Here is a 22,215-nt window from a genome sequence, read left to right on the forward strand (position 1 = left end):
CGCCTGCCGCGGCGGCGTCCCGCCCGGCGGCCGCGGTGAACGGCGGCGGGATCACGGTTCCGCCGCTGCCGCCGATCCCGGGCCCGGTCTCCGGGCGGCGTCCGTTGTCCAGCGAGGACTTCGAGGAGGAGCTCGACATCCCGGAGTTCCTCAAGCAGTAACAGGACCCCCTTGCCCCCCCACCGCTCGCAGGCTCCCGGCGGGGCCCCTGCAAGGGGGCCGTTCCAGCGGACCGTCACCTCGTAGGCTTCGCCTACATGAGCACCTTCCCGGCCGCTCCGCAGGCGGTGCGACCCCGCAGGGTCGTCACAGACCGGCGGGGCGGCCGGTCCCGTTCCCCGTACGACTCCTTCAATCTCGGCGACCATGTGGGCGACGACGCGGGCGACGTCGCGGCCAACCGCAGCAGGGTGGCCCGCGAGCTCCGGGTGCCCGAGGACCGGCTGGTCTGGATGGAGCAGGTGCACGGTGCGTCCGTCGCCGTCGTGGACGGCCCCCAGGCGGGTCCGGTGGCTGCCACCGACGCCCTGGTGACCGCGACCCCGGGGCTCGTCCTCTGCGTGCTGGTGGCCGACTGCGTCCCGGTGCTGATCGCCGACCCCGTGGCCGGCGTCGTCGCGGCGGTCCACGCCGGACGGGAGGGCGTCGGGAAGGGCGTCGTCCCCGCCGCGCTGTCGGCCATGGCGAGCCTGGGTGCGCGCGCCCGCAACGTCAGCGCGCTCCTGGGGCCCGCCGTGTGCGGTGAGTGCTACGAGGTGCCGGCGCAGATGCAGGCCGACGTCGCCCGCGTCGCACCCGCCGCGGCGGTGCGCACGCGCGCGGGCACGCCGGGGCTCGACCTGCGCGCCGCCGTCGCCGACGGCCTGCGGCGTGCCGGGATCCCGGAGGTCGTCCAGGACCCGCGCTGCACCGTGGAGGACCCCCAGCTGTTCTCCCACCGGCGTGACGGCGTCACGGGGCGGCAGGCCGGGATCGTCTGGCTCGGCTGAGAGAGCACTGCGGTTCCCGCCGCTCGGGGCGCTGGAGGCGGGGGCTTGCGGAGAGACCGTGGCGAGCGGGCAGGATCGTCCCCGTGGCTCGCCTGGAGGAGAACCTGCGCGCGGTGCGGGAGCGGATCGCCGCGGCCGCCCGTGCGGCCGGCCGCGACCCCGCGACGGTCGCCCTGCTCGCCATCAGCAAGACGTGGCCGGCCTCCGACGTCCGGGAGCTGGCCGCGCTGGGCCAGCGGGACTTCGGCGAGAACCGGGCGCAGGAGCTCGTGGGCAAGGCCGGCGAGCTCACCGACCTCCCGCTGCGGTGGCACTTCGTCGGCCAGCTGCAGCGCAACAAGGCGGCCGCCGTCGCCCGCCTGGGCGCGACCGTCCACTCGGTCGACCGCCCCTCGCTGGCGCAGGCCCTCGACCGGGCCGGGCGGCAGGGGCGACCGGTGGACGTGCTGGTCCAGGTCGACCTCGGCGGGCCGGCCGGGGGAGCCGCGCCCCGGGGCGGGGCCCCGCCCGCCGACGTGCCGGCCCTGGCCGACCTCGTCGCCGGGTGCGAAGGCCTCCGGCTGCGCGGGCTCATGGCGGTGGCACCGCTCGGTGAGGACCCGCGGCCGGCGTTCGACCGTCTCGCCGCGCTGGCGGCGCGGGTGCGGGTCGACCATCCGGAGGCCGTCGAGCTCTCGGCCGGCATGAGCGGCGACCTGGAGGCGGCGATCGCGGCCGGCTCGACGATCGTGCGTGTCGGAACCGCGCTCTTCGGGAATCGGCCCCTACCCTGCGACGGAGATCAGAACTCACCAGCCACACGAGTCACACCGGTCACCCGGCCCCCCGGAGCACCCGCGGGGCCGTGACGACCGCAGACAGACGCGACGCGCAGGACGCCAGCAGAGGGGGAGGTCCGATGGCTGGAGCCATGCGGAGGATGGGGATCTACCTGGGGCTCGTCGAGGACGATGACGTCCGCGGCTACGGCCGGTACGACTCCCGTCAGTCCGAGCACCCGGACCATGAGCGGCGCTACGGCGGCCGCTACGCCGACGAGCGGTACGACGACCACTACGACGACGAGTACTCGGCCGGCTATGTCGAGGACGACGTCGACGACCTCCCCCCGGCCCGTGAGCCCGAGGCCCTGCCGGTGCGCCGCGAGCGTGCCGCGCGCCCGCTCGGCATCGCCCCGGCGGGCGCCTCCGGCGGCCCCTCCCGGGTGAGCGCCCTCGGCGCGGTCGGGCCGACCATGGGCGGCAGCGCCATGGCCGGCAACGGCGTGGGGGGCAAGGGCGTGGGCGGCAACGGTGTGGGGAGCAACGGCGTGGGCGGCAACGCCATGGGCGGCAACACCATGGGCAGCGGCCCGGTCGGCGCGACCGCGGCGAAGCTGGCCGTCCGCGAGCCGGTCGTGGTCGCGCCCGAGCCGGCGCCCGCGCCGCCGCAGCCCTACCGGATCACCACGCTGCACCCCCGCACCTACAACGAGGCGCGGACCATCGGCGAGCGGTTCCGGGAGGGCATGCCGGTCATCATGAACCTCACCGAGATGGACGATTCCGACGCCAAGCGCCTCGTCGACTTCGCTGCGGGCCTGTCCTTCGGACTGCGCGGTAGTATCGAGCGCGTCACGGCGAAGGTGTTCCTGCTCAGCCCGCAGAACGTCGACGTGACGGCCGAGGACAAGGCCCGGATCCGCGAAGGCGGGTTCTTCAACCAGTCCTGAGGCCTGCGCGAGGCGACTCGCGCGACGGTGGACACGGCACGCACAGTGCCCCGAACGAGCGAGGACCGTGGCTCTCTTCTGGCAGATCGTGTCGTCGGTCCTGCTCGTCTTCCTCGTCCTCCTGTTCGCGCGGTTCGTCGTGGACTGGGTGATGGTGCTGGCCCGCAGCTGGCGTCCCTCCGGGCTCGTTGCCGCAGGGCTCGAGGTCGTCTACACCACGACAGATCCTCCGCTGAAGGCGGTGCGCAAGGTCATCCCACCCCTGAACCTGGGGTCCATCAGACTGGACCTCGGGTTTATGGTGCTGTTGATCGCCGTGTTGTTCCTCCGTGGCATCACGACCTCACTCGCCGCCGCTGCGTGACTCCTGACCCCCACCGGGGCGGGGACGTGGAGCGGGCAAGCAGGCGGAGGTCCGCCGCCGCTCGCCCGAGAACGTCCCTGTTCCCGCCGTCCGACCCGAGGTGACCCCGATGCCACTGACGCCTGCCGACGTGCACAACGTCGTCTTCAAGAAGCCGCCCATCGGCAAGCGGGGCTACGACGAGGACGAGGTGGACGCCTTCCTCGACGTCGTGGAGGCCGAGCTGGCCCGCTTGATCGAGGAGAACAACGAGCTGCGCGCCAGCGTCGGTCGTGCCGCGGAGGCGCCGGCTCCCGTGCCGGCGTCGGCTCCGGCCGCGGCACCGCCGCCCCCGCCGGTGCAGCAGGCGCGTGAGGACGACAGCGCCCGGGCCTCCCGGATGCTCGCCCTGGCCACCGAGACCGCCGACCGGTACGTCAACGAGGCCAAGACCCAGGCCGAGCAGATGCTCAGCGGGGCCAAGACCAACAGCGAGCGGCTGATGAGCGAGGCCCGCGCCAAGAGCGAGCAGATGGTGGCCGAGGCCAAGCACCGCGCCGAGTCGATGGTCAGTGACGCCCGGACCCGCGCCGAGACGATGGAGCGGGAGTCCCGCGCCAAGGCCGCCGCCCTCGAGCAGGACGCCGAGCGCCGCCACGTCGAGGCCATGAGCGGCCTCGAGGAGAAGCGCAGCAGCTTGGAGCGGAAGATCGAGGAACTGCGCACCTTCGAGCGCGAGTACCGCACCCGCCTGCGGTCCTACCTCGAGTCGCACCTGCGCGACCTGGACAGCCGCGGGTCCGCCGAGCCGGCCGCGGCCAACCGGCAGAACCAGCACGCGCCCGCGTAACCGGCGACGAGAAGGGCCCCCGGACACGATGTCCGGGGGCCCTTTCTCGTCCGGGCCGGTTCGCCCGGGCCTCCCAGGCGCCGCCCCAGTCCGCGAGGTGGCCCCGCCGGGGCAGCGCCGCGAGCCTGCCGAGCGGTGGGGAGGACAGGGTCCTTCCGGGCGTTCCTCCGGGGGCCTTCAGCCCTTGACGCTGCCGGCCAGGAGCCCCCGGACGAAGTAGCGCTGCAGCCCGAGGAAGACCACGAGCGGCAGGATGATCGACACGAAGGCACCGGCCGCGAGCAGGTACCAGTCGGAGCCACGGGTCCCGACCATGTCCGCCAGGCGCACCGTCAGGGGAGCCACCTCGGGAGCACCGCCGGCGAACGTCAGGGCCACGAGCAGGTCGTTCCAGACCCAGAGGAACTGGAAGACGCTGAAGGCCGCGATGGCCGGGGTCAGCAGCGGCAGCAGGACCTGGAAGAAGATCTTGACGTGGCCGGCGCCGTCCATGCGCGCGGCCTCGACCAGCGAGGCCGGGATCTCCTTCATGAAGTTGTGCAGGAGGAAGACCGCCAGAGGCAGCGCGAAGATGGCGTGCGACAGCCAGATCGTCCAGAACGAGCCCGACAGGCCGGTGTCGACGTAGAGGCTCAGCAGCGGGATCAGCGTGACCTGGATCGGCACCACCTGCAGGGAGAAGACGGCGACGAACAGCACGTTGCGCCCGCGGAACTTCACCCAGGCGAACGCGTAGGCGGCCAGGACTGCCAGCGTGATCGGGATGACCACCGCCGGCAGCGTGATGACCAGCGAGTTGACGAACAGCGACGCGAAATTCGTGCCGCCGTAGAGCACCTCGTTGTAGTTGTCGAGGGTGAGCGTCGGATCGGTGAACACCGTCCACCAGCCCGAGCGCCGGATGTCGAGCTCCGGGCGGAACGACGTGACCAGCAGACCCAGCGTGGGCACGGTCCACAGCACCGCGATCACGATGGCCACGGCGGACGCCGCCGGCGAGCTCAGCTTGGTCTTGGCGGCCACCGCGCGCCGCTCGGCGCGGCTGAGCTTGCGCTCCTGGAGAGCGGCCGGGGACATCACGGGAGTCGTCGTGGTCATCGGATCTCCTCGGCCAGGCGCAGCTGACGGACGTTGTAGGCGATGATCGGGATCACCAGGACGAACAGCAGCACCGCGAGCGCCGCACCCAGGCCGACGTTGAACTGGCGGAAGGACTGCGTGTAGAACTCGTTGGCCACGACGCTCGTGCCGAACTGGCCCCCGGTCATGGTCCGCACCACGTCGAACACCTTGAGCGTGACGATGGCGACCGTCGTCAGGACGACGACCAGGGCCGGGCGGATGCTCGGCACGGTGACGTAGCGGAACATCTGCAGTCCGCTGACCCCGTCGAGCCGGGCGGCCTCGACGATGTCGTCGGGGATGGCCTTGATGGCCGCCGAGAGCACGGTCATGGCGAAGCCGGCCTGGATCCAGATCATCACGACGATCAGGTACAGGTTGTTGGACGGCTGGTTGAGCAGGAACTGCTGCGGTTCGATGCCCACGAGGACGAGCAGCTGGTTGAGCAGGCCGATCTGGTTCACCCCGGGCTGGTCGGGGCGGTACTCGTAGACGAACTTCCAGATGACGCCGGCACCGACCATGGAGATCGCCATGGGGAGGAAGACCAGGGCCTTGGCGAGCGCCTCGAAGCGGGTGCGGTCGACCAGGTAGGCGTAGACCAGCCCGAGGCCGGTGGTCACCAGCGGGACCAGCACCACCCAGAGGACGGTGTTGCGAAGGACGGTCTGGAAGCTGTCCTGGGTGAAGACGGTGACGTAGTTGTCCAGACCCACGAACTCCGAGCCGTCACGGTCGTAGAAGGAGCCGCGGATGGTTTCCAGGGCGGGATAGACCAGGCCCACCAGCAGCAGCACCAGGGTGGGGCCGAGGAAGCCGGCGGCGACCACCCAGTTGGGCACCCGCTTGGGCCGGTCGACGGCGAACAGGATCGCTCCCATCACGGCCGCGAACATCAGGATGGCGACCACCATCAGGGCGATCTTGTGCCCCGTGGTGTTCGCGTCGAGGAACCACGACACCGTTGACGACCTCTCCTCGAAAGCGGACGCCGGGGGACCGCAGCGCAGCTGCGATCCCCCGGCCTCCGGGGCTGGGTGGAGCGGCCCCGGTCAGCGCTCGGCTGACCGGGGCCTCTTCCCGGGACGGTGGGTCACCGGGATGGTGACATCAGGACGCCGGCCAGGCGTTCTCGACGTCGGTGAGGACCTGCTGGGTCGGCTTGTCGTTGGCGATCCAGTTGGTCAGCTCGGTCCACAGGGCACCAGCGCCGATCTCACCGGGCATGAGGTCCGAACCGTCGAAGCGGAAGACCGCCTCGGGGTCCTGGAACAGCTCGGCGGCCAGCTGGTCGATGGGCGAGGCCAGCAGTTCCGGGTCCAGACCGGTGTTGGCGCTCACCCAGCCGGGGCCGGAGACCTGGGCCTTGACGTTGGCCCAGTCGGCCGAGGACAGGTAGGTCTGCAGCGCCTGGGTGGCCGGGTCGTCGTTGAACGCGGCGGTGAACTCGCCACCGCCGAGAACCGGCGCGGCGTCGCCCTCCATGGGCGGCAGCGGGAAGGCGAAGACGTCGCCGTCCTCGGCCACCTCGGTGCCCTCGGGCCAGTTCGCCTGGTAGAAGGACGCCTGCCGGTGCATCCAGCAGCTGCCGTCGAGGATGGGCAGACCGGCGTCACCGAACTCGGTGGACGCGATGGACTGCACCTCGCCGAGGCCGCCGTTGACGTAGTCGGGGTTCTTGAGGATGCCGCCGACGACGTCGAGCGCCTCGACGATCCGCGGGTCGTTGAACGGGATCTCGTGGTTGATCCACTGGTCGTAGACCTCGGGGCCCGCGGTCCGCAGGACGACGTCCTCCAGCCAGTCCGTCGCCGGCCAGCCGGTCGCGTCACCGGAGCCGATGCCGGCACACCACGGCTTGGCGCCCGTGGCGGCGATCTCGTCGGACAGCTCGATCATCTCGTCCCAGGTCTGGGGGATCTCGTAGCCGGCCTCCTCGAAGGCCGACGGCGAGTACCAGACGAAGGACTTGGCGTTGGCCCCGAGCGGGGCGGCGTAGAAGGTGTCGCCGACGGTGCCGTAGGCCTTCCAGCTCTCGTCCCAGTACTCGTCGACGTTGGCCTCGACCTGCTCGGGAGCGGGGACGACGGCGCCGGTGTCGACCAGGGTCGCCAGGAGCCCCGGCTGCGGGATGAAGGCGATGTCGGGGGCGTTGCCGCTCTGGACGCGCACGACCAGCTGCGCCTCGAACTCGCGGGAGCCCTCGTACTGCACGTCGATGCCCGTGCACTCCTCGAAGGGCACGTAGGAGTCGATGTGCGGCTGGTCCTCGGGGTCGACGATCGAGGTGTAGACGCTGACCGTCTCGCCCTCCAGATCGCCGAACTCCTCGTAGGGGGCGCAGTCGATGGTGAGCTCGGAGGCCTCCGAGGTCCCTCCGCCGCCGTCCCCGCCGGTCTCGTCGGCGCCGCAGCCGGCGAGCACCAGGGCCACTCCGAGGCCGCTGGCCAGGGCCGCCGACCGCCGACCTCTCGCGCGCATGTTCATGTGCTTCCCTTCAGGTTCCTTGCGGCTCCGTCGCCGCATTGCCTTGCTCGACGCGTTCGGCACCGTGCCCGCCATCACGTTCGTCCGGGGACCATAACGTCGCGCTACGGCGACCTGCGGGGACAGTTCTGTAACCGTTATGAAACAGGCCCCGACGCCCGCCGTCCGGGGGAACCGCAGGTCACGCGCGGGTCACGGTCGGGGACACGGACGAGTAGCGCGCCGGCACGTGGGTGGTCTCCGGGACCGCGCGCATGTCAGAGTTGGGCCCGCTCTGCACCGGCGCAGAAGGGAACTCCATGGCCGCCATCACCTACGACCGGGCCACGCTCGTCTACCCGGGCGCGACGCGCCCGTCGGTCGACGCGCTCGACCTGTCCATCGCCGACGGGGAGTTCCTGGTCCTCGTCGGCCCGTCCGGGTGCGGGAAGTCCACCTCGCTCCGGATGCTCGCCGGGCTGGAGGAGGTCACCGACGGCACGATCCGGATCGGTGACCGGGACGTGACCCACCTGCCGCCCAAGGAGCGGGACATCGCCATGGTGTTCCAGAACTACGCGCTGTACCCGCACATGACGGTGGCCGACAACATGGGCTTCGCGCTCAAGATCGCCGGCATGCCCAAGGAGGAGCGCATGGCCCGGGTGCGCGAGGCGGCCAAGTTGCTCGACCTCGAGCAGTACCTGGACCGCAAGCCCAAGGCGCTGTCGGGCGGGCAGCGGCAGCGGGTCGCGATGGGGCGGGCGATCGTGCGCCAGCCGCAGGTGTTCCTGATGGACGAGCCGCTGTCCAACCTCGACGCGAAGCTGCGGGTGCAGACCCGCACCGAGATCGCCGCGCTGCAGCGCCGGCTGGGGACGACGACGGTCTACGTGACCCACGACCAGGTCGAGGCCATGACCATGGGCGACCGGGTGGCGGTGCTCAAGGAGGGCGTGCTCCAGCAGGTCGACACGCCCCGCAACCTCTACGACCGGCCCGCCAACGAGTTCGTCGCCGGCTTCATCGGGTCCCCGGCCATGAACCTGGTGTCGGTACCCCTGGCCGAGGGCGGCGCCGTCCTCGGCGGGCACCCCGTGTCCCTGCCCCGTTCGGCCCTGGCGCGGCTGGCCGAGGAGGGCAGTCGCACGGCGACGCTCGGGTTCCGGCCCGAGGCGGTCGAGTTCGTCGGCGCCGGGGAAGGCTTCCCGGTCGAGGTGCAGGTGGTGGAGGAGCTGGGTTCCGACGCCTTCGCCTACGGCCGCCTGCACACCGGCACCCCCGAGGGCGTCCACGACGTCGAGGACCGGCCTCTGGTGCTGCGGGCCGACGCCCGCAAGCCACCCGCGAAGGGGGAGATCGTCCACGTGGCCATCCGCGCCGGCGAGGCCCACGTCTTCTCCCCGCAGAACGGCCTGCGGGTCTCGCATGCGGACAGCTGAGAGGGGTCTCCGCCGCCGGGCGGCGGAGACGCCGGGCGCCTAGGGGGCGGCGGTGATCGCGGCTGCCGCACTCCTCGTGCTGCTGGGCCTGGGACTCTTCGTCGGGGGCATCCTCACCGGCCTGACCACCCTGTACTGGGCGTGCGTGGCCGTGTGCGTGGTAGCCGCCGTCCTGCTCGTCCTGGCGCGGCGGCAGGTGGACGCGCCCCCGCGGGCCACCGCGGCGACGGCTCCCGCGGCCACCCATCCGCTCGCCAGCGCCACCCCGGTGACCGCCGGGGGAGCCGCGGTGCAGCGCGCGGAGGCCGCGGACGCGCCGGCGACCCCGCCCGGCGCCACCACGCCCGCCGCGCCGGTCGCGCCCGGGCCGCCGCAGGACCTGCCGGACCCCCCGGTGGAGGAGGTGGAGGTCACCGACCTGCTCCTCGTCGTCGATCTCACCGACGAGGTGCTGGTGATCGACGAACACCCGCGCTACCACCTGGCCGGGTGCGTCCACCTCGCCGGGCGCACCACGATCCCCCTGCCCCTGGACGAGGCGCGCGCCGACGGCTTCACCCCGTGCGCGGTCTGCGCTCCCGACCGCAACCTGGCCGAGCGCGCGCGGGCACGGAAAGCCGCCGGCAGCACCTAAGCCCCTTCCAGGGCACCGGCCCGAGCCCCTTCCAGGGCACCGGCCCGAGCCTGCGAGGGACGGGGAGGAAGGGGTCCTCCATCAGGTGGCGCGGGCGAGCCAGAAGCGGAGACCGTCGGGTCCCTCGAACGCCGGTCCCGGGCCGGCTTCGGCGGGGTGGACCTGCGTGGCCAGGACCTCGCCGGCGACCCGGTCGGCATGCTCGCTCAGCGCCTGCGCCACCGCGCCCTCGGCCGTCCACCACAGCTCGATCCGGTCGCTGACCTCGAGGCCGCTGGACTTGCGTGCCTCCTGGACCAGGCGCACCACCTCGCGGACGAGACCGGCCCGTTCCAGCTCCGGCGTCAGGGTGAGGTCGAGGGCGACGGTCAGACCGCTGCCGCTGGCCACCGTCCAGCCCTCCCGCGGCGTCTCGGTGACGATCAGGTCGCCCTCCTCCAGCGCGACGGCGGTCCCGTCGACGTCGACGGTCGCGGTGCCCGCGCGATAGGCCGCGGCCAGCTCCGCGGCGTCGGCGGCGGCCACCGCCCTGGCCACCTCCTGCACCTGCTTGCCCAGCCGGCGTCCGACGGCCCGGAAGTCGACCTTCAGGCTGACGTCGACCAGGTTCCCGCTGCCGCCGGAGAGCTCGGCGAGGTCCACCACGTTGAGCTCGTCGGCCACCTCGGCCACCAGGTCCCGGGGCAGCGACGACCAGCCGGGGGCGGCCACGACCGCCCGGGCCAGCGGCTGGCGGGTGCGCACCTTGGCCGAGGTCCGGGCCGATCGGCCCAGCTCCACCAGGCGCCGGACGAGAGCCACCTGGGCGACCAGTGCGTCGTCCCGGGCGTCCTCGTCGGCGGCCGGCCAGGAGGCGAGGTGGACCGAGTCGGGAGCGTCCGCCCCGAGACCCGGCAGCACCGCCCGGGCCCACACCTCGTCGGTGACGAACGGCGTGAAGGGGGCCATCAGCCGGGTCAGCCCGTCGAGCACCTCGTGGAGCGTGGCCAGCGCCGCGGGGTCACCCTCCCAGAACCGCCGCCGCGAGCGGCGCACGTACCAGTTGGACAGGTCGTCGACGAAGCCGGCGATCAGCCGGCCCGCTCCCTGGGTGTCGAAGTCCTCCAGCGCCGCGGTGACGCCGTCGGTCACCGACGCCAGCTCCGCCAGGGCCCACCGGTCCAGCAGCGGCCGCTCGCTCCGCGCCGGACCGGGCGAGGCGGCGGCGTCCCAGCCCGCGGCCTCGGCGTAGAGAGTGAAGAAGCTGGCCGTGTTCCAGTAGGTGAGCAGCACCTTCCGGACCACCTCGGACAGCGTCTCGTGACCGACCCGGCGGGCCGACCACGGCGAGCCGCCGGCGAGCATGAACCAGCGGACGGCGTCGGCGCCGTGCCGGTCCATCAGCGGGATGGGCTCGAGGATGTTGCCCAGGTGCTTGCTCATCTTGCGGCCGTCCTCGGCGAGGATGTGGCCGAGGACGAGCACGTTCTCGTACGAGTTCCTGCCGAAGACCAGCGTGCCCACGGCCATGAGCGAGTAGAACCAGCCGCGGGTCTGGTCGATGGCCTCGGCGATGAACTGCGCCGGGTACGACGCCTCGAACTCCGCCTGGTTGCGGTAGGGCGCGCCCCACTGCGCGAAGGGCATCGAGCCGGAGTCGTACCAGGCGTCGATGACCTGCGGCACCCTCCGGTACGTGCCCTCCTCGCCGGGCCGGGTGAAGGTCACCTCGTCGATGAACGGCCGGTGGGGGTCGAGATCGGTGAGGTCGCGGCCGGTGAGCTCGGACAGCTCGGCCAGCGAGCCCACGACGACGAGCCGCGTCGGGTCGGCCTCGTTGCGCCAGACGGGCAGCGGCGTGCCCCAGTAGCGGTCGCGGGACAGCGCCCAGTCGACGTTGTTGTGCAGCCAGTCGCCGTACCGGCCCCACTGGATGTTCTCCGGGTGCCAGTGCGTCCGCTCGTTCTCGGCGAGCAGCTGCTCCTTGATCACGCTGGTGCGGATGTACCAGGAGGGCTGCGCGTAGTACATGAGCGGCGTGTGGCAGCGCCAGCAGTGCGGATAGCTGTGCTCGTAGCGCAGCTCCCGGTACAGGACGCCCCGCCCGCTCAGGTCCTCGACCAGCGCGGCGTCGGCGGCCTTGAAGAAGTGCCCACCGACCAGCGGGACCTCGGGGAGGAAGTGTCCCGTCGGGTCGATCGGGTTGACGACCGGCAGCCCGTAGGCCCGGCAGACGGCGAGGTCCTCGGCGCCGAAGGCGGGGGACTGGTGCACCAGTCCGGTGCCGTCGTCGGTGGTGACGTAGTCGGCGAGGACGACGTGGTGGGCGTCCCCCTCGGGGAACTCGACGAGCTCGAACGGCCGCTGGTAGTGCACCCGTTCCCAGTCCCGGCCGGTCGTGCGGGCCAGCACCTCGGCGTCCTCGCCGAGGACGGCGGTCAGCAGCGGCTCGGCGACGACGAACGTGCCGGCTGCCGGCCCGTCGCCGCCCACCCGCGCGACGACGTAGGTCACCTCGGGGTGGACGGCGACGGCGGTGTTCGACGGCAGCGTCCACGGCGTCGTCGTCCAGATCAGCAGGTCGGCCTTGCCGGCCCACTCGCCGCTGGTGACCGGCAGGCGGACGTAGACCGAGGGATCGGTGAGGGTCTCGTAGCCCTGGGCGACCTCGTGGTCGGACAGGCCGGTGCCGCAGCGCGGGCAGTAGGGCGCCACCCGGTGGTCCTCGACCAGCAGACCCTTCTCGAAGATCTGCTTGAGCGACCACCAGACGCTCTCGATGTAGGCGGGGTCCATCGTCCAGTAGGCGGTGGACATGTCGACCCAGTAGCCCATGCGGCGGGTGAGCTCGGAGAACGAGTCCACGTGCCGCTCCACCGACTCGCGGCAGCGGGCGTTGAACTCGGCGATGCCGTAGCGCTCGATGTCGGGCTTCCCGGCGAAGCCGAGCTCCTGCTCGACGGCGATCTCCACCGGCAGGCCGTGGCAGTCCCACCCGGCCCGGCGGGGCACGTGCCAGCCCTGCATGGTCTTGAACCGGGGGAAGACGTCCTTGAACGCCCGCGCCTCGATGTGGTGGGTGCCCGGCCGGCCGTTGGCCGTCGGCGGCCCCTCGTAGAAGTTCCACTGGGGCGAGCCCGCGGTGTTCTCCATCGATCGGGCGAAGACCTTGTCGGCCTCCCAGCGCTGCAGGACCTGCTGCTCCAGGGCGGGCAGGTCGACCTGCGGGGGCAGCGCGGTGAAGGGACCGGCGGGGGAGGCAGCACTCACGGGGACCATTCTCCCCGACCCGCCAAACCGTTTGCGGGCGTGTCCGCGGCCGGCCCGGCCGGCCCGACCGGCACGGCGGGGACGTGGGCGTACGGGAGACTGCCCCCATGGACGGTGCCCGGTGAACACCACGGTCACCGTGGCCCTGGCCGCCGGGGCGCTCGTCGTCCTGGTGGCCGCGATCGCCCTGCGGCTGGCCGACCGGGTGGGCCTGCCCAGCCTGCTGCTGTACCTCGCCCTCGGCATCGCCATGGGCGAGAGCGGGCTGGGCGTGCAATTCGAGGACTACCGGCTCACCCACACGCTGGGGTACGCCGCGCTCGTCGTCATCCTGGCCGAGGGCGGTCTCACGACGAGATGGGCCGACGTCCGCCGGGCGATCGGCCCCGGCGTCGCGCTGTCCACCATCGGCGTCGGGGTCAGCGTGGGCGTGACCGCGGCCGTCGGCGTGCTGCTCCTCGGCTTCGACTGGGGCTTCGCCCTCCTGCTGGCCGCGGTGATCAGCTCCACCGACGCCGCCGCCGTCTTCGCCACGCTGCGACGGCTGCCCCTGCCGCGCCGGCTGGCCGCCTCCCTGGAGGCCGAGAGCGGCCTCAACGACGCCCCGGTGATCCTGCTGGTGACCGTGCTGGCCGAGTCGCTCACGGGGGAGACGACGCAGCCGTGGTGGCTGGTGGGCCTGGTGGTGGCCGCCGAGCTCGCGGGCGGCGCGGTCATCGGCATCGGCATCGGCTTCGCGGGCGCCGCGCTGCTGCGCCGGGTGGCCCTCCCCGTCGCCGGCTTCTACCCCCTGGCGACGCTGGCGCTCTGCGTCCTCGCGTACTCGTCCGCGTCGCTGGCGCACACGTCGGGCTTCGTCGCCGTCTACCTCTGCGGTGTCGTGCTCGGCAACGCCGCGGTGCCGCACCGCACCGCCAGCGTCGGCTTCGCCGAGGGCATGGCCTCGCTCGCGCAGATCGGGCTGTTCGTGCTGCTCGGTCTGCTCGTGTCCCCCGGCCGGCTGCCCGAGGCGGTGGGGCCGGCGCTCGTCGTGGGCGTCGCGCTGCTGCTGCTCGCCCGGCCGCTGTCGGTGGTGGCCAGCCTGGTGTGGTTCCGGTTCCCCTGGCCCCAGCAGGTCTTCATCTCCTGGGCGGGCCTGCGCGGGGCGGTGCCGATCGTGGCGGCCATCATCCCGCTGACGGCGCAGGTGCCCGAGGCGACGAGGGTCTTCGACACGGTCTTCGTGCTGGTGGTCGTCTTCACGGTGATCCAGGGCTGGTCGCTGCCCTGGGTCGCGCGGCGGCTGCGGATCGCCACCCCCGTCACCCCCCGGGACGTGCAGGTCGAGGCCGCGCCGCTCGAGGAGCTCGATGCCGAGCTCATCCAGCTGACCGTGCCGCCCGGTTCCCGGCTGCACGGCGTGTACCTCCCCGAGCTGCGGCTGCCCGAGGACGCCGCGGTGGTGCTCATCGTCCGCGACGGCCGCTCGTTCGTGCCCGACGCCACGACCCGCCTCATGCGGGGCGACCAGGCGCTGCTGGTGTCGGCCCGCCGGTCCCGGCCCGAGGCCGAGCGCCGCCTGCGCGCCGTGAGCCGCGCCGGCCGGCTGGCCAGCTGGCGGGGCGAGGACGGGCGCGCGACCGAGGCCGACTGAAGAAGGACCACCGTTCCCCCACGCCTCGCGGGCCTGCCGCGGGTCCCTGAACGGTGGCCTCTCCAGTACGTCACCGGGCCGTCGGCGGGGCCCTGCGGGGGCCGAGCGGCGGGAGGCCGGGCGTGGGATGGTGACCCTCACTGGACGGCGTCCACCCGGACAACCACGGAGCGCGCGATGCGGTTCCTCTTCCGGCCGCCCGCCGCCGAGGCGACGGGTCTGCTCAGCCTGCCCTGGGACCGGCCGCTGGCCGAGTGGGACCCGAGCCTGCTGCTCGAGGTGCCGCAGCGAGGGATCTCGCGGCACGTCGTCCGGTTCGTGGCCACCGGCCGGCACGTCTTCGCGCTGAAGGAGATCAACGAGCGGCTCGCGCGGCACGAGTACCGGCTCCTCGGCGAGTTCGAGGAGGAGGGGCTGCCGACCGTGTCCGTGCTCGGCATCTGCGTCGACCGGCCGCGGGACCAGGAGGCCATCCTGGTGACTCGGTACCTGGAGTACTCGATGTCCTACCGCTGGCTGTTCTCCAGCCCCCGGGGCGAGCACTCCGCCGAGCGGCTCCTGGACACGATGGTGGAGCTGATGGTCCGGCTCCACCTGGCCGGCGTCTTCTGGGGCGACTGCTCCCTGTCGAACACCCTCTTCCGGCCGGATGCGGGGGCGCTGGCCGCCTACCTCGTCGACGCCGAGACCGTCGAGCGCTATCCCACCCTCTCGCCCGGCCAGCGGGCGTACGACGTCGACCTGGCGCGCGAGCGGGTCGGCGCGGAGCTGCTCGACCTGCAGTTCGGCGGCCTGCTCCCCGACGACATCGATCCGATCGAGGTCGCCGACAGCCTCGCGCCGCGCTACGAGGCGCTGTGGGACGAGGTGACCCACGAGCAGGTGTTCGGCGTCGACGAGCAGCAGTGGCGGATCGCCGAGCGGCTGCAGCGCCTCAACGACCTCGGCTTCGACGTGGGCGAGGTCGAGCTGATCACCTCTCCCGAGGGCGCGAAGCTGCGCGTCGAGACCCGCGTCGCCGAGCCCGGCCAGCACCGGCGGGAGCTGTTCCGGCTGACCGGCCTCGAGGTGCAGGAACGGCAGGCCCGGCGCCTGCTCAACGACATCCGGGCCTTCCGCGCCGACCTGGAGTCGAAGGCCGGGGGGCCGGTGTCGGAGTCCTTCGCCGCGCACCGGTGGCTCGCAGAGGTCTACCAGCCGGTCGTCGAGGCGATTCCCCGCGACCTGATGGGCCGCCTGGCCCCGGCCGAGGTGTTCCACGAGGTGCTGGAGCACCGGTGGTTCCTCTCCGAGAAGGCGCAGCGCGACGTCGGGACGGCGGAGGCGGCCCGCTCCTACTTCGACACCGTGCTGCCCCGCACACCTCGTGAGGTCACCACACCGTCGGTGATCGCGGAGCTCGGCCCGAACGCCTGACCGGACCGGCGGTCACGTCTCGTTCCGGTCGCGATCGGCGGCTCCGTGCCGGTTCGAATTGACACTCTCTGTGAGCTGCACCACGCTCCGAGAACCGCGGTGACCACCCGTCCCGTCGCGCCATCGGAGGAGATGACCGATGCCGAAAGCTGCTGGCCACGGACGATCCAGAGGCGGGTCGTCCTCCACCCGAAGGGCCGGGACGAGATCCCCTCGACGAGGGATCGCCGGCGCCGCCGCCCTTCTGGTCACGGCCGGCACGCTGGCCGCCTGCGGCTCCGACGACGGCGGGGCGTCGACCCTCACCTGGTACATCAACCCGGACGCCGGCGGCCAGGCCGAGATCGCCAGCCGGTGCACGGAGGAGGCCGGCGGCGCCTACACGATCCGCACCGCGCAGCTGCCCCGCGAGTCCTCGCAGCAGCGGGAGCAGCTGATCCGCCGCCTGGCCGCGGAGGACGAGTCGATCGACCTGGTGAGCCTGGACCCGCCCTACATCCCCGAGTTCGCCGAGGCCGGGTTCACCGCCCCGGTGCCCGAGGACGTGGCCGAGCGCGTCACGGAGGGCGTCGTCCAGAGCGCCATCGACGGCTCGACGTGGAACGACGAACTGGTCGCCATCCCGTTCTGGGCCAACACCCAGCTGCTGTGGTTCAAGAAGTCCGTCGCCGAGGCGGCCGGCCTGGACATGGAGCAGCCGGTCACCTGGGAGCAGCTGGTGCAGGCCGCGGAGGACCAGGACACCACCATCGCGGCCCAGGGCATCCGCGCCGAGGCGCTCACCGTCTGGCTCAACGCCCTCATCGAGTCCGCCGGCGGCTCGATCATCGAGGAGACGGCCGACGACCCCGCAGACATCCAGCTGGGCCTGACCTCGGACGCCGCCCAGGCCGCGGCCGAGGTGATGCGCTCGGTCAGCACCGTCGGGGGACCGGCGTTCACCACGGCCGGCGAGGACGCCAACGTCACCGACTTCGAGGAGGGCGACGCCGGCTTCATGGTCAACTGGCCGTTCGTCTGGGGCCGCGCCCTGGGGGCGGTCGAGGCCGGCACGCTCGACCCCAGCGTCCCCGAGGACTACGGCTGGGCGCTGTACCCGCGGGTGACCGAGGACGAGCCGAGCGCGCCGCCCTACGGGGGGATCAACCTCGTCGTCGGCGCCTTCAGCCAGAACGTCGACGCCGCGTTCGAGGCCGCGGAGTGCATCGTCTCCGAGGAGAACCAGGCCTACTACTTCACGACCAACGGCAACCCCGCGTCCAAGGCCTCGGTCTACGACGACCCCGAGGTGCTCGAGGTCTTCCCGCAGGCGCCGGTGATCCGGGAGTCCCTGGAGCTGGCGGCGCCGCGACCCCAGACCGTCTACTACAGCGAGGTCTCCGGGGCGCTCCAGCGCGTCTACCACCCGGCGACCGCGATCGACCCGGGAACGACCGGTGACCAGGCCAGCGAGCTGATCACCGCAGTCCTGCGAGGGGAGCAACTGCTGTGACCCAGACGACGCTGCCGCCGGTCAAGAAGACCGAACCGGTCTCGGCACCCACCCACGGGCTGAGTGACCGCTCGAGAGCGGAGCGACGGCTGGGCTGGCTGCTGGCCGGTCCCGCCTTCGTGGTGATGCTGGCCGTCACCGCGTACCCGATCCTGCAGGCGGTCTACGAGTCGCTGTTCTCCTACCGGCTCACCGACCCCGACAACCGCGCCTTCAACGGGCTGGGCAACTACTGGGTGATCCTCACCGACTCCCTGTGGTGGCAGTCGATCTGGGTGACCGTCCTCATCACCGTCATCACGGTCGCGGTGGAGCTGGTCCTCGGCTTCGCCCTGGCGATGGTGATGGCCAAGGCGCTGAAGTCCATCCGGCCGGTCGTCCGGGCGGCCATCCTCATCCCGTACGCGGTCATCACCGTGGTGTCGGCCTTCGCCTGGCAGTTCGCCTTCGACATCAACACCGGGTTCGTCAACAGCTGGTTCGCCTGGCTCCCCGGCGTCGCGGCGGACACCGACTGGTTCGGCGACTGGGGCACGTCGATCCTGGTCATCTGCCTGGCCGAGATCTGGAAGACCACGCCGTTCATCTCGCTGCTGCTGCTCGCCGGTCTGGCTCAGGTGCCCGACGTGCTGCAGGAGGCGGCCCAGGTCGACGGCGCCACCTGGTGGCAGCGGCTGTGGCGGGTCACGATCCCGAACATGAAGGCGGCGATCATGGTCGCCCTGCTGTTCCGCACCCTGGACGCGTTCCGGGTCTTCGACAGCATCTTCATCATGACCGCCGGCGCCAACGGCACCGAGTCGGTGTCGTTCCTGGCCTACCGGCAGACGATCGCCCGGCTCGAGATCGGACTCGGGTCCGCGGTCTCCGTCCTGCTGTTCATCGTGGTCGTGATGATCGCCTTCGGCTTCATCAAGGGCTTCAAGGTCGACCTGTCGCAGGCACGGGGGGAGTAGCACATGTCCACGCGCAAGAAGGTCATGTGGTGGATCGGCGGAGCGGTCATCGTCCTCTACGCGCTGTTCCCCATCGCCTGGATCATCTCCATCTCGCTCAAGGCGCCGTCGGACATCGCCAACGGCCAGTTCACCCCGACCAACGTGTCCTGGGTGAACTACCAGACGATCCTGACCGGCAGTGCCAGCGACCTGTTCCTGCCCTCACTGCGGAACTCGTTCGGGATCTGCCTCATCGCGACCGCCATCTCCTGCGTGCTCGCGATGTTCGCCGCCTACGCCATCGCCCGGCTGGACTTCCGCGGCAAGCGGCTGATCCTCTCGACGGCGCTGGCGGTGGCGATCTTCCCGGTTATCTCGATCGTCACGCCGCTGTTCAACGTGTGGCGCCAGATCGGGCTCTACGACACGTGGCCGGGGCTCATCCTCCCGTACCTGTCGCTCACGTTGCCCATCTCGATCTGGACCATGTCCGCGTTCTTCCGGGAGATCCCCTGGGAGATGGAGCAGGCCGCCCAGGTCGACGGCGCCACGACGTGGCAGGCCTTCCGCAAGGTGATCGTCCCGCTCGCCGCGCCGGGCGTGTTCACGACGGCGATCATCGCCTTCTTCATCGCCTGGAACGACTTCGTGTACGGCATCGTGCTGACCTCCACCGAGGCGGCGCGACCGGTGCCCGCGGCGCTGGGCCTGTTCAGCGGTGCGTCGCAGTTCGAGGACCCGACGGGGGCGATCGCCGCGGCCGCGGTCATCGTCACGATCCCCGTCGTCGTCCTGGTCCTCCTCTTCCAGCGGCGCATCGTCGCCGGCCTGACCAATGGCGCGGTCAAGGGATGACGCGGACCGTGCTCCGGCCACCAACTACCAGCACATCGCCGACCCACCGAGGGGACGAGATCTGATGGCTTCGATCGAGATGCGCAACATCGTCAAGCAGTACGGCGACGGGTTCCCCGCGGTCAACGACGTCAGCCTGGACATCGCCGACGGGGAGTTCATGATCCTGGTCGGCCCCTCCGGCTGCGGGAAGTCGACGCTGCTCCGGATGATCGTGGGGCTGGAGGACATCACCAGCGGTGACATGATCATCGGCGGCAAGCGGGTGAACGACCTGGCACCCCGTGACCGCAACCTGTCGATGGTGTTCCAGAACTACGCTCTGTACCCGCACATGACGGTGTACGAGAACATCGCCTTCCCGCTGCGGCTGTCGAAGACCCCCGACGAGGAGGTGCGCCGCCGCGTTACCGAGGCCGCCGAGGTGCTCGAGCTCAAGGACCACCTCGAGCGCAAGCCGGCCAACCTCTCGGGTGGCCAGCGGCAGCGCGTCGCCATGGGGCGGGCCATCGTCCGGCAGGCCGAGGCCTTCCTCTTCGACGAGCCGCTGTCCAACCTCGACGCCAAGCTGCGCGGGCAGATGCGGACGGAGATCGCCCGGCTGCAGCGGCGGCTGGGGATCACGACGGTCTACGTCACCCACGACCAGACCGAGGCGATGACGCTCGGCGACCGGGTGTGCGTGCTCCGCAAGGGGAAGATCCAGCAGGTCGCCTCGCCGCGCGAGCTCTACGAGCAGCCGGTCAACCTCTTCGTGGCCGGCTTCATCGGCTCGCCCCCCATGAACTTCCTGCCGGCGACGCCCGAGGGCAACGGGTTGAGGACACCGTTCGGCACGATCCAGCTCGACGAGCGCCGGGCCGCCGCGGTGCGCGGCCGCGACCTCCTCCTGGTCGGCATCCGTCCGGAGTACTTCGAGGACGCGTCGCTGGTCGACGAGGCCAAGCGCCCGCTCGGGTCGCTCTTCCGCGCGCGGGTCGACGTCACCGAGTGGCTCGGCGACTCCCAGTTCGCCTACATCCCCTACGAGGCGCCCGAGGCGGTGACCGCGCAGCTGCGCGACCTGTCGCGGGAGCTGGACTCCGAGGAGCTGCGCACCCAGGCGATCGTCTCCATCGACTCGACCAGCCGGATCCGTGAGGGCCGAGAGGCCGAGTTCTGGCTCGACAGCCGCAAGGTGCACGTCTTCGACCCCACCTCCGGGGAGAACCTGACCCGCGACGCCGAGGCCGGCGCCGAGCTGACGCGGATGGCGACGCAGGACCGGGTCGAGCAGGTCGACGAGGCCACGGGCGGTACCACCAGGGTCGGGGCTGCCTGAACGGAGAGGACGACCCTTCCCCCACGCCTCGCCCGCTCGGCGCGGGACCCTGGAGGGCGGCCGTCCATGACCTCACCCGACGATTGGTGGCGGGACGCCGTCGTCTACGAGGTGTACCTGCGGAGCTTCGCGGACTCGGACGGCGACGGGATCGGCGACCTCGGCGGCCTGCGCAGGAGGCTCCCGTACCTCGCCGACCTGGGCGTCGACGCGCTGTGGATCACCCCCTGGTACCCGTCGCCGATGGCCGACGGCGGGTACGACGTCGCCGACTACTGCGACATCGATCCCCGCTTCGGCACGCTGGCCGACGCCGACGCGCTGCTCGCCGAGGCCCACGCGCTGGGCCTGCGGGTGATCACCGACATGGTCGCCAACCACACCTCCGAGCAGCACCCGTGGTTCCGGGCGGCACTGGCCGCCGGGCCCGGGTCCCCCGAGCGCGGCCGGTACTTCTTCCGCGACGGCCGGGCCGGGGGCTCGCAGCCGCCGAACGACTGGATCAGTGCGTTCGGCGGTCCGGCCTGGACCCGGGTGCGGGAGCCCGACGGCTCCCCGGGCCAGTGGTACCTGCACCTGTTCGCCCCCGAGCAGCCCGACCTGGACTGGCAGCATCCCGGCGTGCGGGAGGACTTCGACGCCATCCTCCGGTTCTGGTTCGACCGCGGGATCGACGGCCTCCGGGTCGACGCGGCACCCGCCATGGCGAAGGTGACCGGCCTGCCCGATGCCGGGCACGGGCCGGGAGCGCTGTTCGAGTCGCGTGCCTGGGTGGGCAATCCGCACTGGGACGTCGACGAGGTGCACGACATCCTGCGCCGCTGGCGGCGGATCGGGGACTCCTACGAGGGCGGCCGGCTCTTCGTGACGGAGGCCGTGGTCAACGGCCCCGAACGGCTGAGCCGCTACGTGCGGCCCGACGAGATGCACACCAGCTTCAACTTCGACTACCTGAGCTGCCCGTGGGACGCCGGCCGGCTCCGCGCCGTGATCGACGCCAGCCTGGCCGCGCTGGAGCCGGTCGGGGCACCGGCCACCTGGGTGCTGTCCAGCCACGACGAGACCCGCCACGTGACCCGCTTCGGCCGGCAGCGGACCGGGGCGGCCACGATGGGTTTCGACACCGCGGAGGCGGCGACCGACCTGGCGCTCGGCCTGCGCCGGGCGCGCGCCGCGGCCCTGCTCACCCTCGCCCTGCCCGGCTCCGCCTACGTCTACCAGGGCGAGGAGCTCGGTCTGCCCGAGGTGGAGGACCTGCCGGAGGAGGTGCTGCAGGACCCGACCTGGGAGCGCTCCGGCCACACCGCCCGGGGCCGCGACGGCTGCCGGGTGCCGATCCCGTGGGAGGGCGACCGTCCCCCCTTCGGCTTCACCGAGGACGGCGTCCAGCCGTGGCTGCCCCAGCCGGCCGACTGGGCGGACCGCACCGTGGCCGCCGAGCTGGCGCAGCCGGCGTCGACCCTGTCGCTGTACCGCAGCGCGCTCCGGTTGCGCCGCCGCCTCATCGGCGGGACCGACGTGCCGCTGTCCTGGCACGACGCGGGAGACGCCGTCCTGTCCTTCGGCCGCGGGCCGACGTTCCGGTGCGTCGTCAACCTGTCCGGGCAGCACGTCCCCCTGCCCGCAGCCGGCCGCGTCGTCCTGGTCAGTGGTCCCTGCGCCGGGGGCCTCCCGCCCGACACGGCCGCGTGGCTGCAGATCGCCGACACCTGACGGGGACCGGTGCCGCGACGTCCCGCTGCCGGGTCCGCGGC

At 72.1% G+C, this 22,215-nt stretch carries 20 protein-coding genes (1 of these 20 running past the window's edge); 16 read left to right on the forward strand and 4 right to left on the reverse strand.

What is annotated here, in order from left to right:
* From ftsZ to ACFSHS_RS11795, 7 genes are all read left to right on the forward strand, one after another.
* Positions 1-39: the end of a cell division protein FtsZ gene (gene ftsZ, locus ACFSHS_RS11765; protein ID WP_465252826.1), read on the forward strand. Its footprint begins 1,080 nt before the window's first position; only the last 39 of its 1,119 coding nucleotides appear in the window; its start codon lies beyond the left edge, outside the window; it ends in the stop codon at positions 37-39.
* Positions 36-161, forward strand: a complete 126-nt coding sequence (locus ACFSHS_RS11770) for a hypothetical protein (protein WP_376875759.1) — start codon at positions 36-38, stop codon at positions 159-161. The genes ftsZ and ACFSHS_RS11770 overlap by 4 nt, the downstream gene beginning before the upstream one ends.
* A 96-nt stretch (positions 162-257) precedes the next feature.
* Positions 258-989, forward strand: coding sequence for a peptidoglycan editing factor PgeF (gene pgeF / locus ACFSHS_RS11775; protein ID WP_376875762.1), 732 nt, complete (start codon positions 258-260; stop codon positions 987-989).
* Positions 990-1,072: 83 nt separating this feature from the next.
* On the forward strand, positions 1,073-1,837 hold the full coding sequence (locus ACFSHS_RS11780; RefSeq protein WP_376875765.1) for a YggS family pyridoxal phosphate-dependent enzyme: 765 nt from the start codon (positions 1,073-1,075) through the stop codon (positions 1,835-1,837).
* Positions 1,838-1,887: 50 nt separating this feature from the next.
* A complete protein-coding gene (locus tag ACFSHS_RS22570) occupies positions 1,888-2,700 on the forward strand; it encodes a cell division protein SepF (RefSeq protein ID WP_458199747.1) in 813 nt (270 codons plus the stop codon).
* Between the two features lie 67 nt (positions 2,701-2,767).
* Complete coding sequence (locus ACFSHS_RS11790) at positions 2,768-3,064, forward strand: YggT family protein (protein ID WP_376875768.1); 297 nt, start codon at positions 2,768-2,770, stop codon at positions 3,062-3,064.
* Positions 3,065-3,173: 109 nt separating this feature from the next.
* On the forward strand, positions 3,174-3,893 hold the full coding sequence (locus tag ACFSHS_RS11795) for a DivIVA domain-containing protein (protein WP_376875771.1): 720 nt from the start codon (positions 3,174-3,176) through the stop codon (positions 3,891-3,893).
* A 177-nt stretch (positions 3,894-4,070) separates the two neighbouring features.
* On the opposite strand, the gene ACFSHS_RS11800 is transcribed toward ACFSHS_RS11795, so the two are convergent.
* The 3 genes from ACFSHS_RS11800 to ACFSHS_RS11810 form a co-directional block, all read right to left on the reverse strand.
* Entirely contained in the window at positions 4,071-4,991 is a 921-nt protein-coding gene (locus ACFSHS_RS11800) for a carbohydrate ABC transporter permease (protein ID WP_376875774.1), read from the reverse strand.
* Positions 4,988-5,977 (reverse strand): carbohydrate ABC transporter permease, encoded by a 990-nt coding sequence (locus ACFSHS_RS11805; protein WP_376875777.1) that lies wholly within the window; start codon positions 5,975-5,977, stop codon positions 4,988-4,990. Before ACFSHS_RS11805 ends, ACFSHS_RS11800 begins: the two co-directional genes overlap by 4 nt.
* A gap of 148 nt (positions 5,978-6,125) precedes the next feature.
* Complete coding sequence (locus ACFSHS_RS11810) at positions 6,126-7,496, reverse strand: ABC transporter substrate-binding protein (protein WP_376875780.1); 1,371 nt, start codon at positions 7,494-7,496, stop codon at positions 6,126-6,128.
* 305 nt (positions 7,497-7,801) lie between these two features.
* Here ACFSHS_RS11810 and ACFSHS_RS11815 point away from each other — a divergent pair, with 305 nt between their 5' ends.
* Both ACFSHS_RS11815 and ACFSHS_RS11820 read left to right on the forward strand, forming a co-directional pair.
* The gene (locus ACFSHS_RS11815; protein WP_376875783.1) at positions 7,802-8,923 is read left to right on the forward strand and encodes an ABC transporter ATP-binding protein; all 1,122 of its coding nucleotides are present in this window, start codon (positions 7,802-7,804) and stop codon (positions 8,921-8,923) included.
* Positions 8,924-8,975: 52 nt separating this feature from the next.
* Positions 8,976-9,557 carry a hypothetical protein gene (locus ACFSHS_RS11820; protein ID WP_376875786.1) on the forward strand — a complete coding sequence of 194 codons (582 nt, stop codon included), beginning with the start codon at positions 8,976-8,978 and terminating at the stop codon, positions 9,555-9,557.
* Positions 9,558-9,638: 81 nt separating this feature from the next.
* Here ACFSHS_RS11820 and ileS read toward each other — a convergent pair whose 3' ends face one another.
* Positions 9,639-12,806, reverse strand: a complete 3,168-nt coding sequence (ileS, locus tag ACFSHS_RS11825; RefSeq protein WP_376875789.1) for an isoleucine--tRNA ligase — start codon at positions 12,804-12,806, stop codon at positions 9,639-9,641.
* Positions 12,807-12,927: 121 nt separating this feature from the next.
* Here ileS and ACFSHS_RS11830 point away from each other — a divergent pair, with 121 nt between their 5' ends.
* The 7 genes from ACFSHS_RS11830 (at position 12,928) to ACFSHS_RS11860 (ending at position 22,174) form a co-directional block, all read left to right on the forward strand.
* Positions 12,928-14,439, forward strand: a complete 1,512-nt coding sequence (locus tag ACFSHS_RS11830) for a potassium/proton antiporter (protein WP_376875792.1) — start codon at positions 12,928-12,930, stop codon at positions 14,437-14,439.
* 177 nt (positions 14,440-14,616) lie between these two features.
* Positions 14,617-15,855 carry a DUF4032 domain-containing protein gene (locus ACFSHS_RS11835; RefSeq protein WP_376875795.1) on the forward strand — a complete coding sequence of 413 codons (1,239 nt, stop codon included), beginning with the start codon at positions 14,617-14,619 and terminating at the stop codon, positions 15,853-15,855.
* Between the two features lie 139 nt (positions 15,856-15,994).
* Positions 15,995-17,347, forward strand: coding sequence for an extracellular solute-binding protein (locus tag ACFSHS_RS11840; RefSeq protein WP_376875798.1), 1,353 nt, complete (start codon positions 15,995-15,997; stop codon positions 17,345-17,347).
* Positions 17,344-18,303, forward strand: coding sequence for a carbohydrate ABC transporter permease (locus tag ACFSHS_RS11845; protein WP_376875801.1), 960 nt, complete (start codon positions 17,344-17,346; stop codon positions 18,301-18,303). The genes ACFSHS_RS11840 and ACFSHS_RS11845 overlap by 4 nt, the downstream gene beginning before the upstream one ends.
* A 3-nt stretch (positions 18,304-18,306) precedes the next feature.
* On the forward strand, positions 18,307-19,140 hold the full coding sequence (locus ACFSHS_RS11850; protein ID WP_376875804.1) for a carbohydrate ABC transporter permease: 834 nt from the start codon (positions 18,307-18,309) through the stop codon (positions 19,138-19,140).
* A 64-nt stretch (positions 19,141-19,204) separates the two neighbouring features.
* A complete protein-coding gene (locus ACFSHS_RS11855; protein ID WP_376875807.1) occupies positions 19,205-20,461 on the forward strand; it encodes an ABC transporter ATP-binding protein in 1,257 nt (418 codons plus the stop codon).
* Between the two features lie 66 nt (positions 20,462-20,527).
* Complete coding sequence (locus tag ACFSHS_RS11860) at positions 20,528-22,174, forward strand: glycoside hydrolase family 13 protein (RefSeq protein ID WP_376875810.1); 1,647 nt, start codon at positions 20,528-20,530, stop codon at positions 22,172-22,174.
* Positions 22,175-22,215 lie beyond the last annotated feature (41 nt).

The sequence above is a fragment of the Blastococcus deserti genome (assembly GCF_042682525.1).
GTDB classification, from domain to species: Bacteria; Actinomycetota; Actinomycetes; order Mycobacteriales; family Geodermatophilaceae; genus Blastococcus_B; species Blastococcus_B deserti.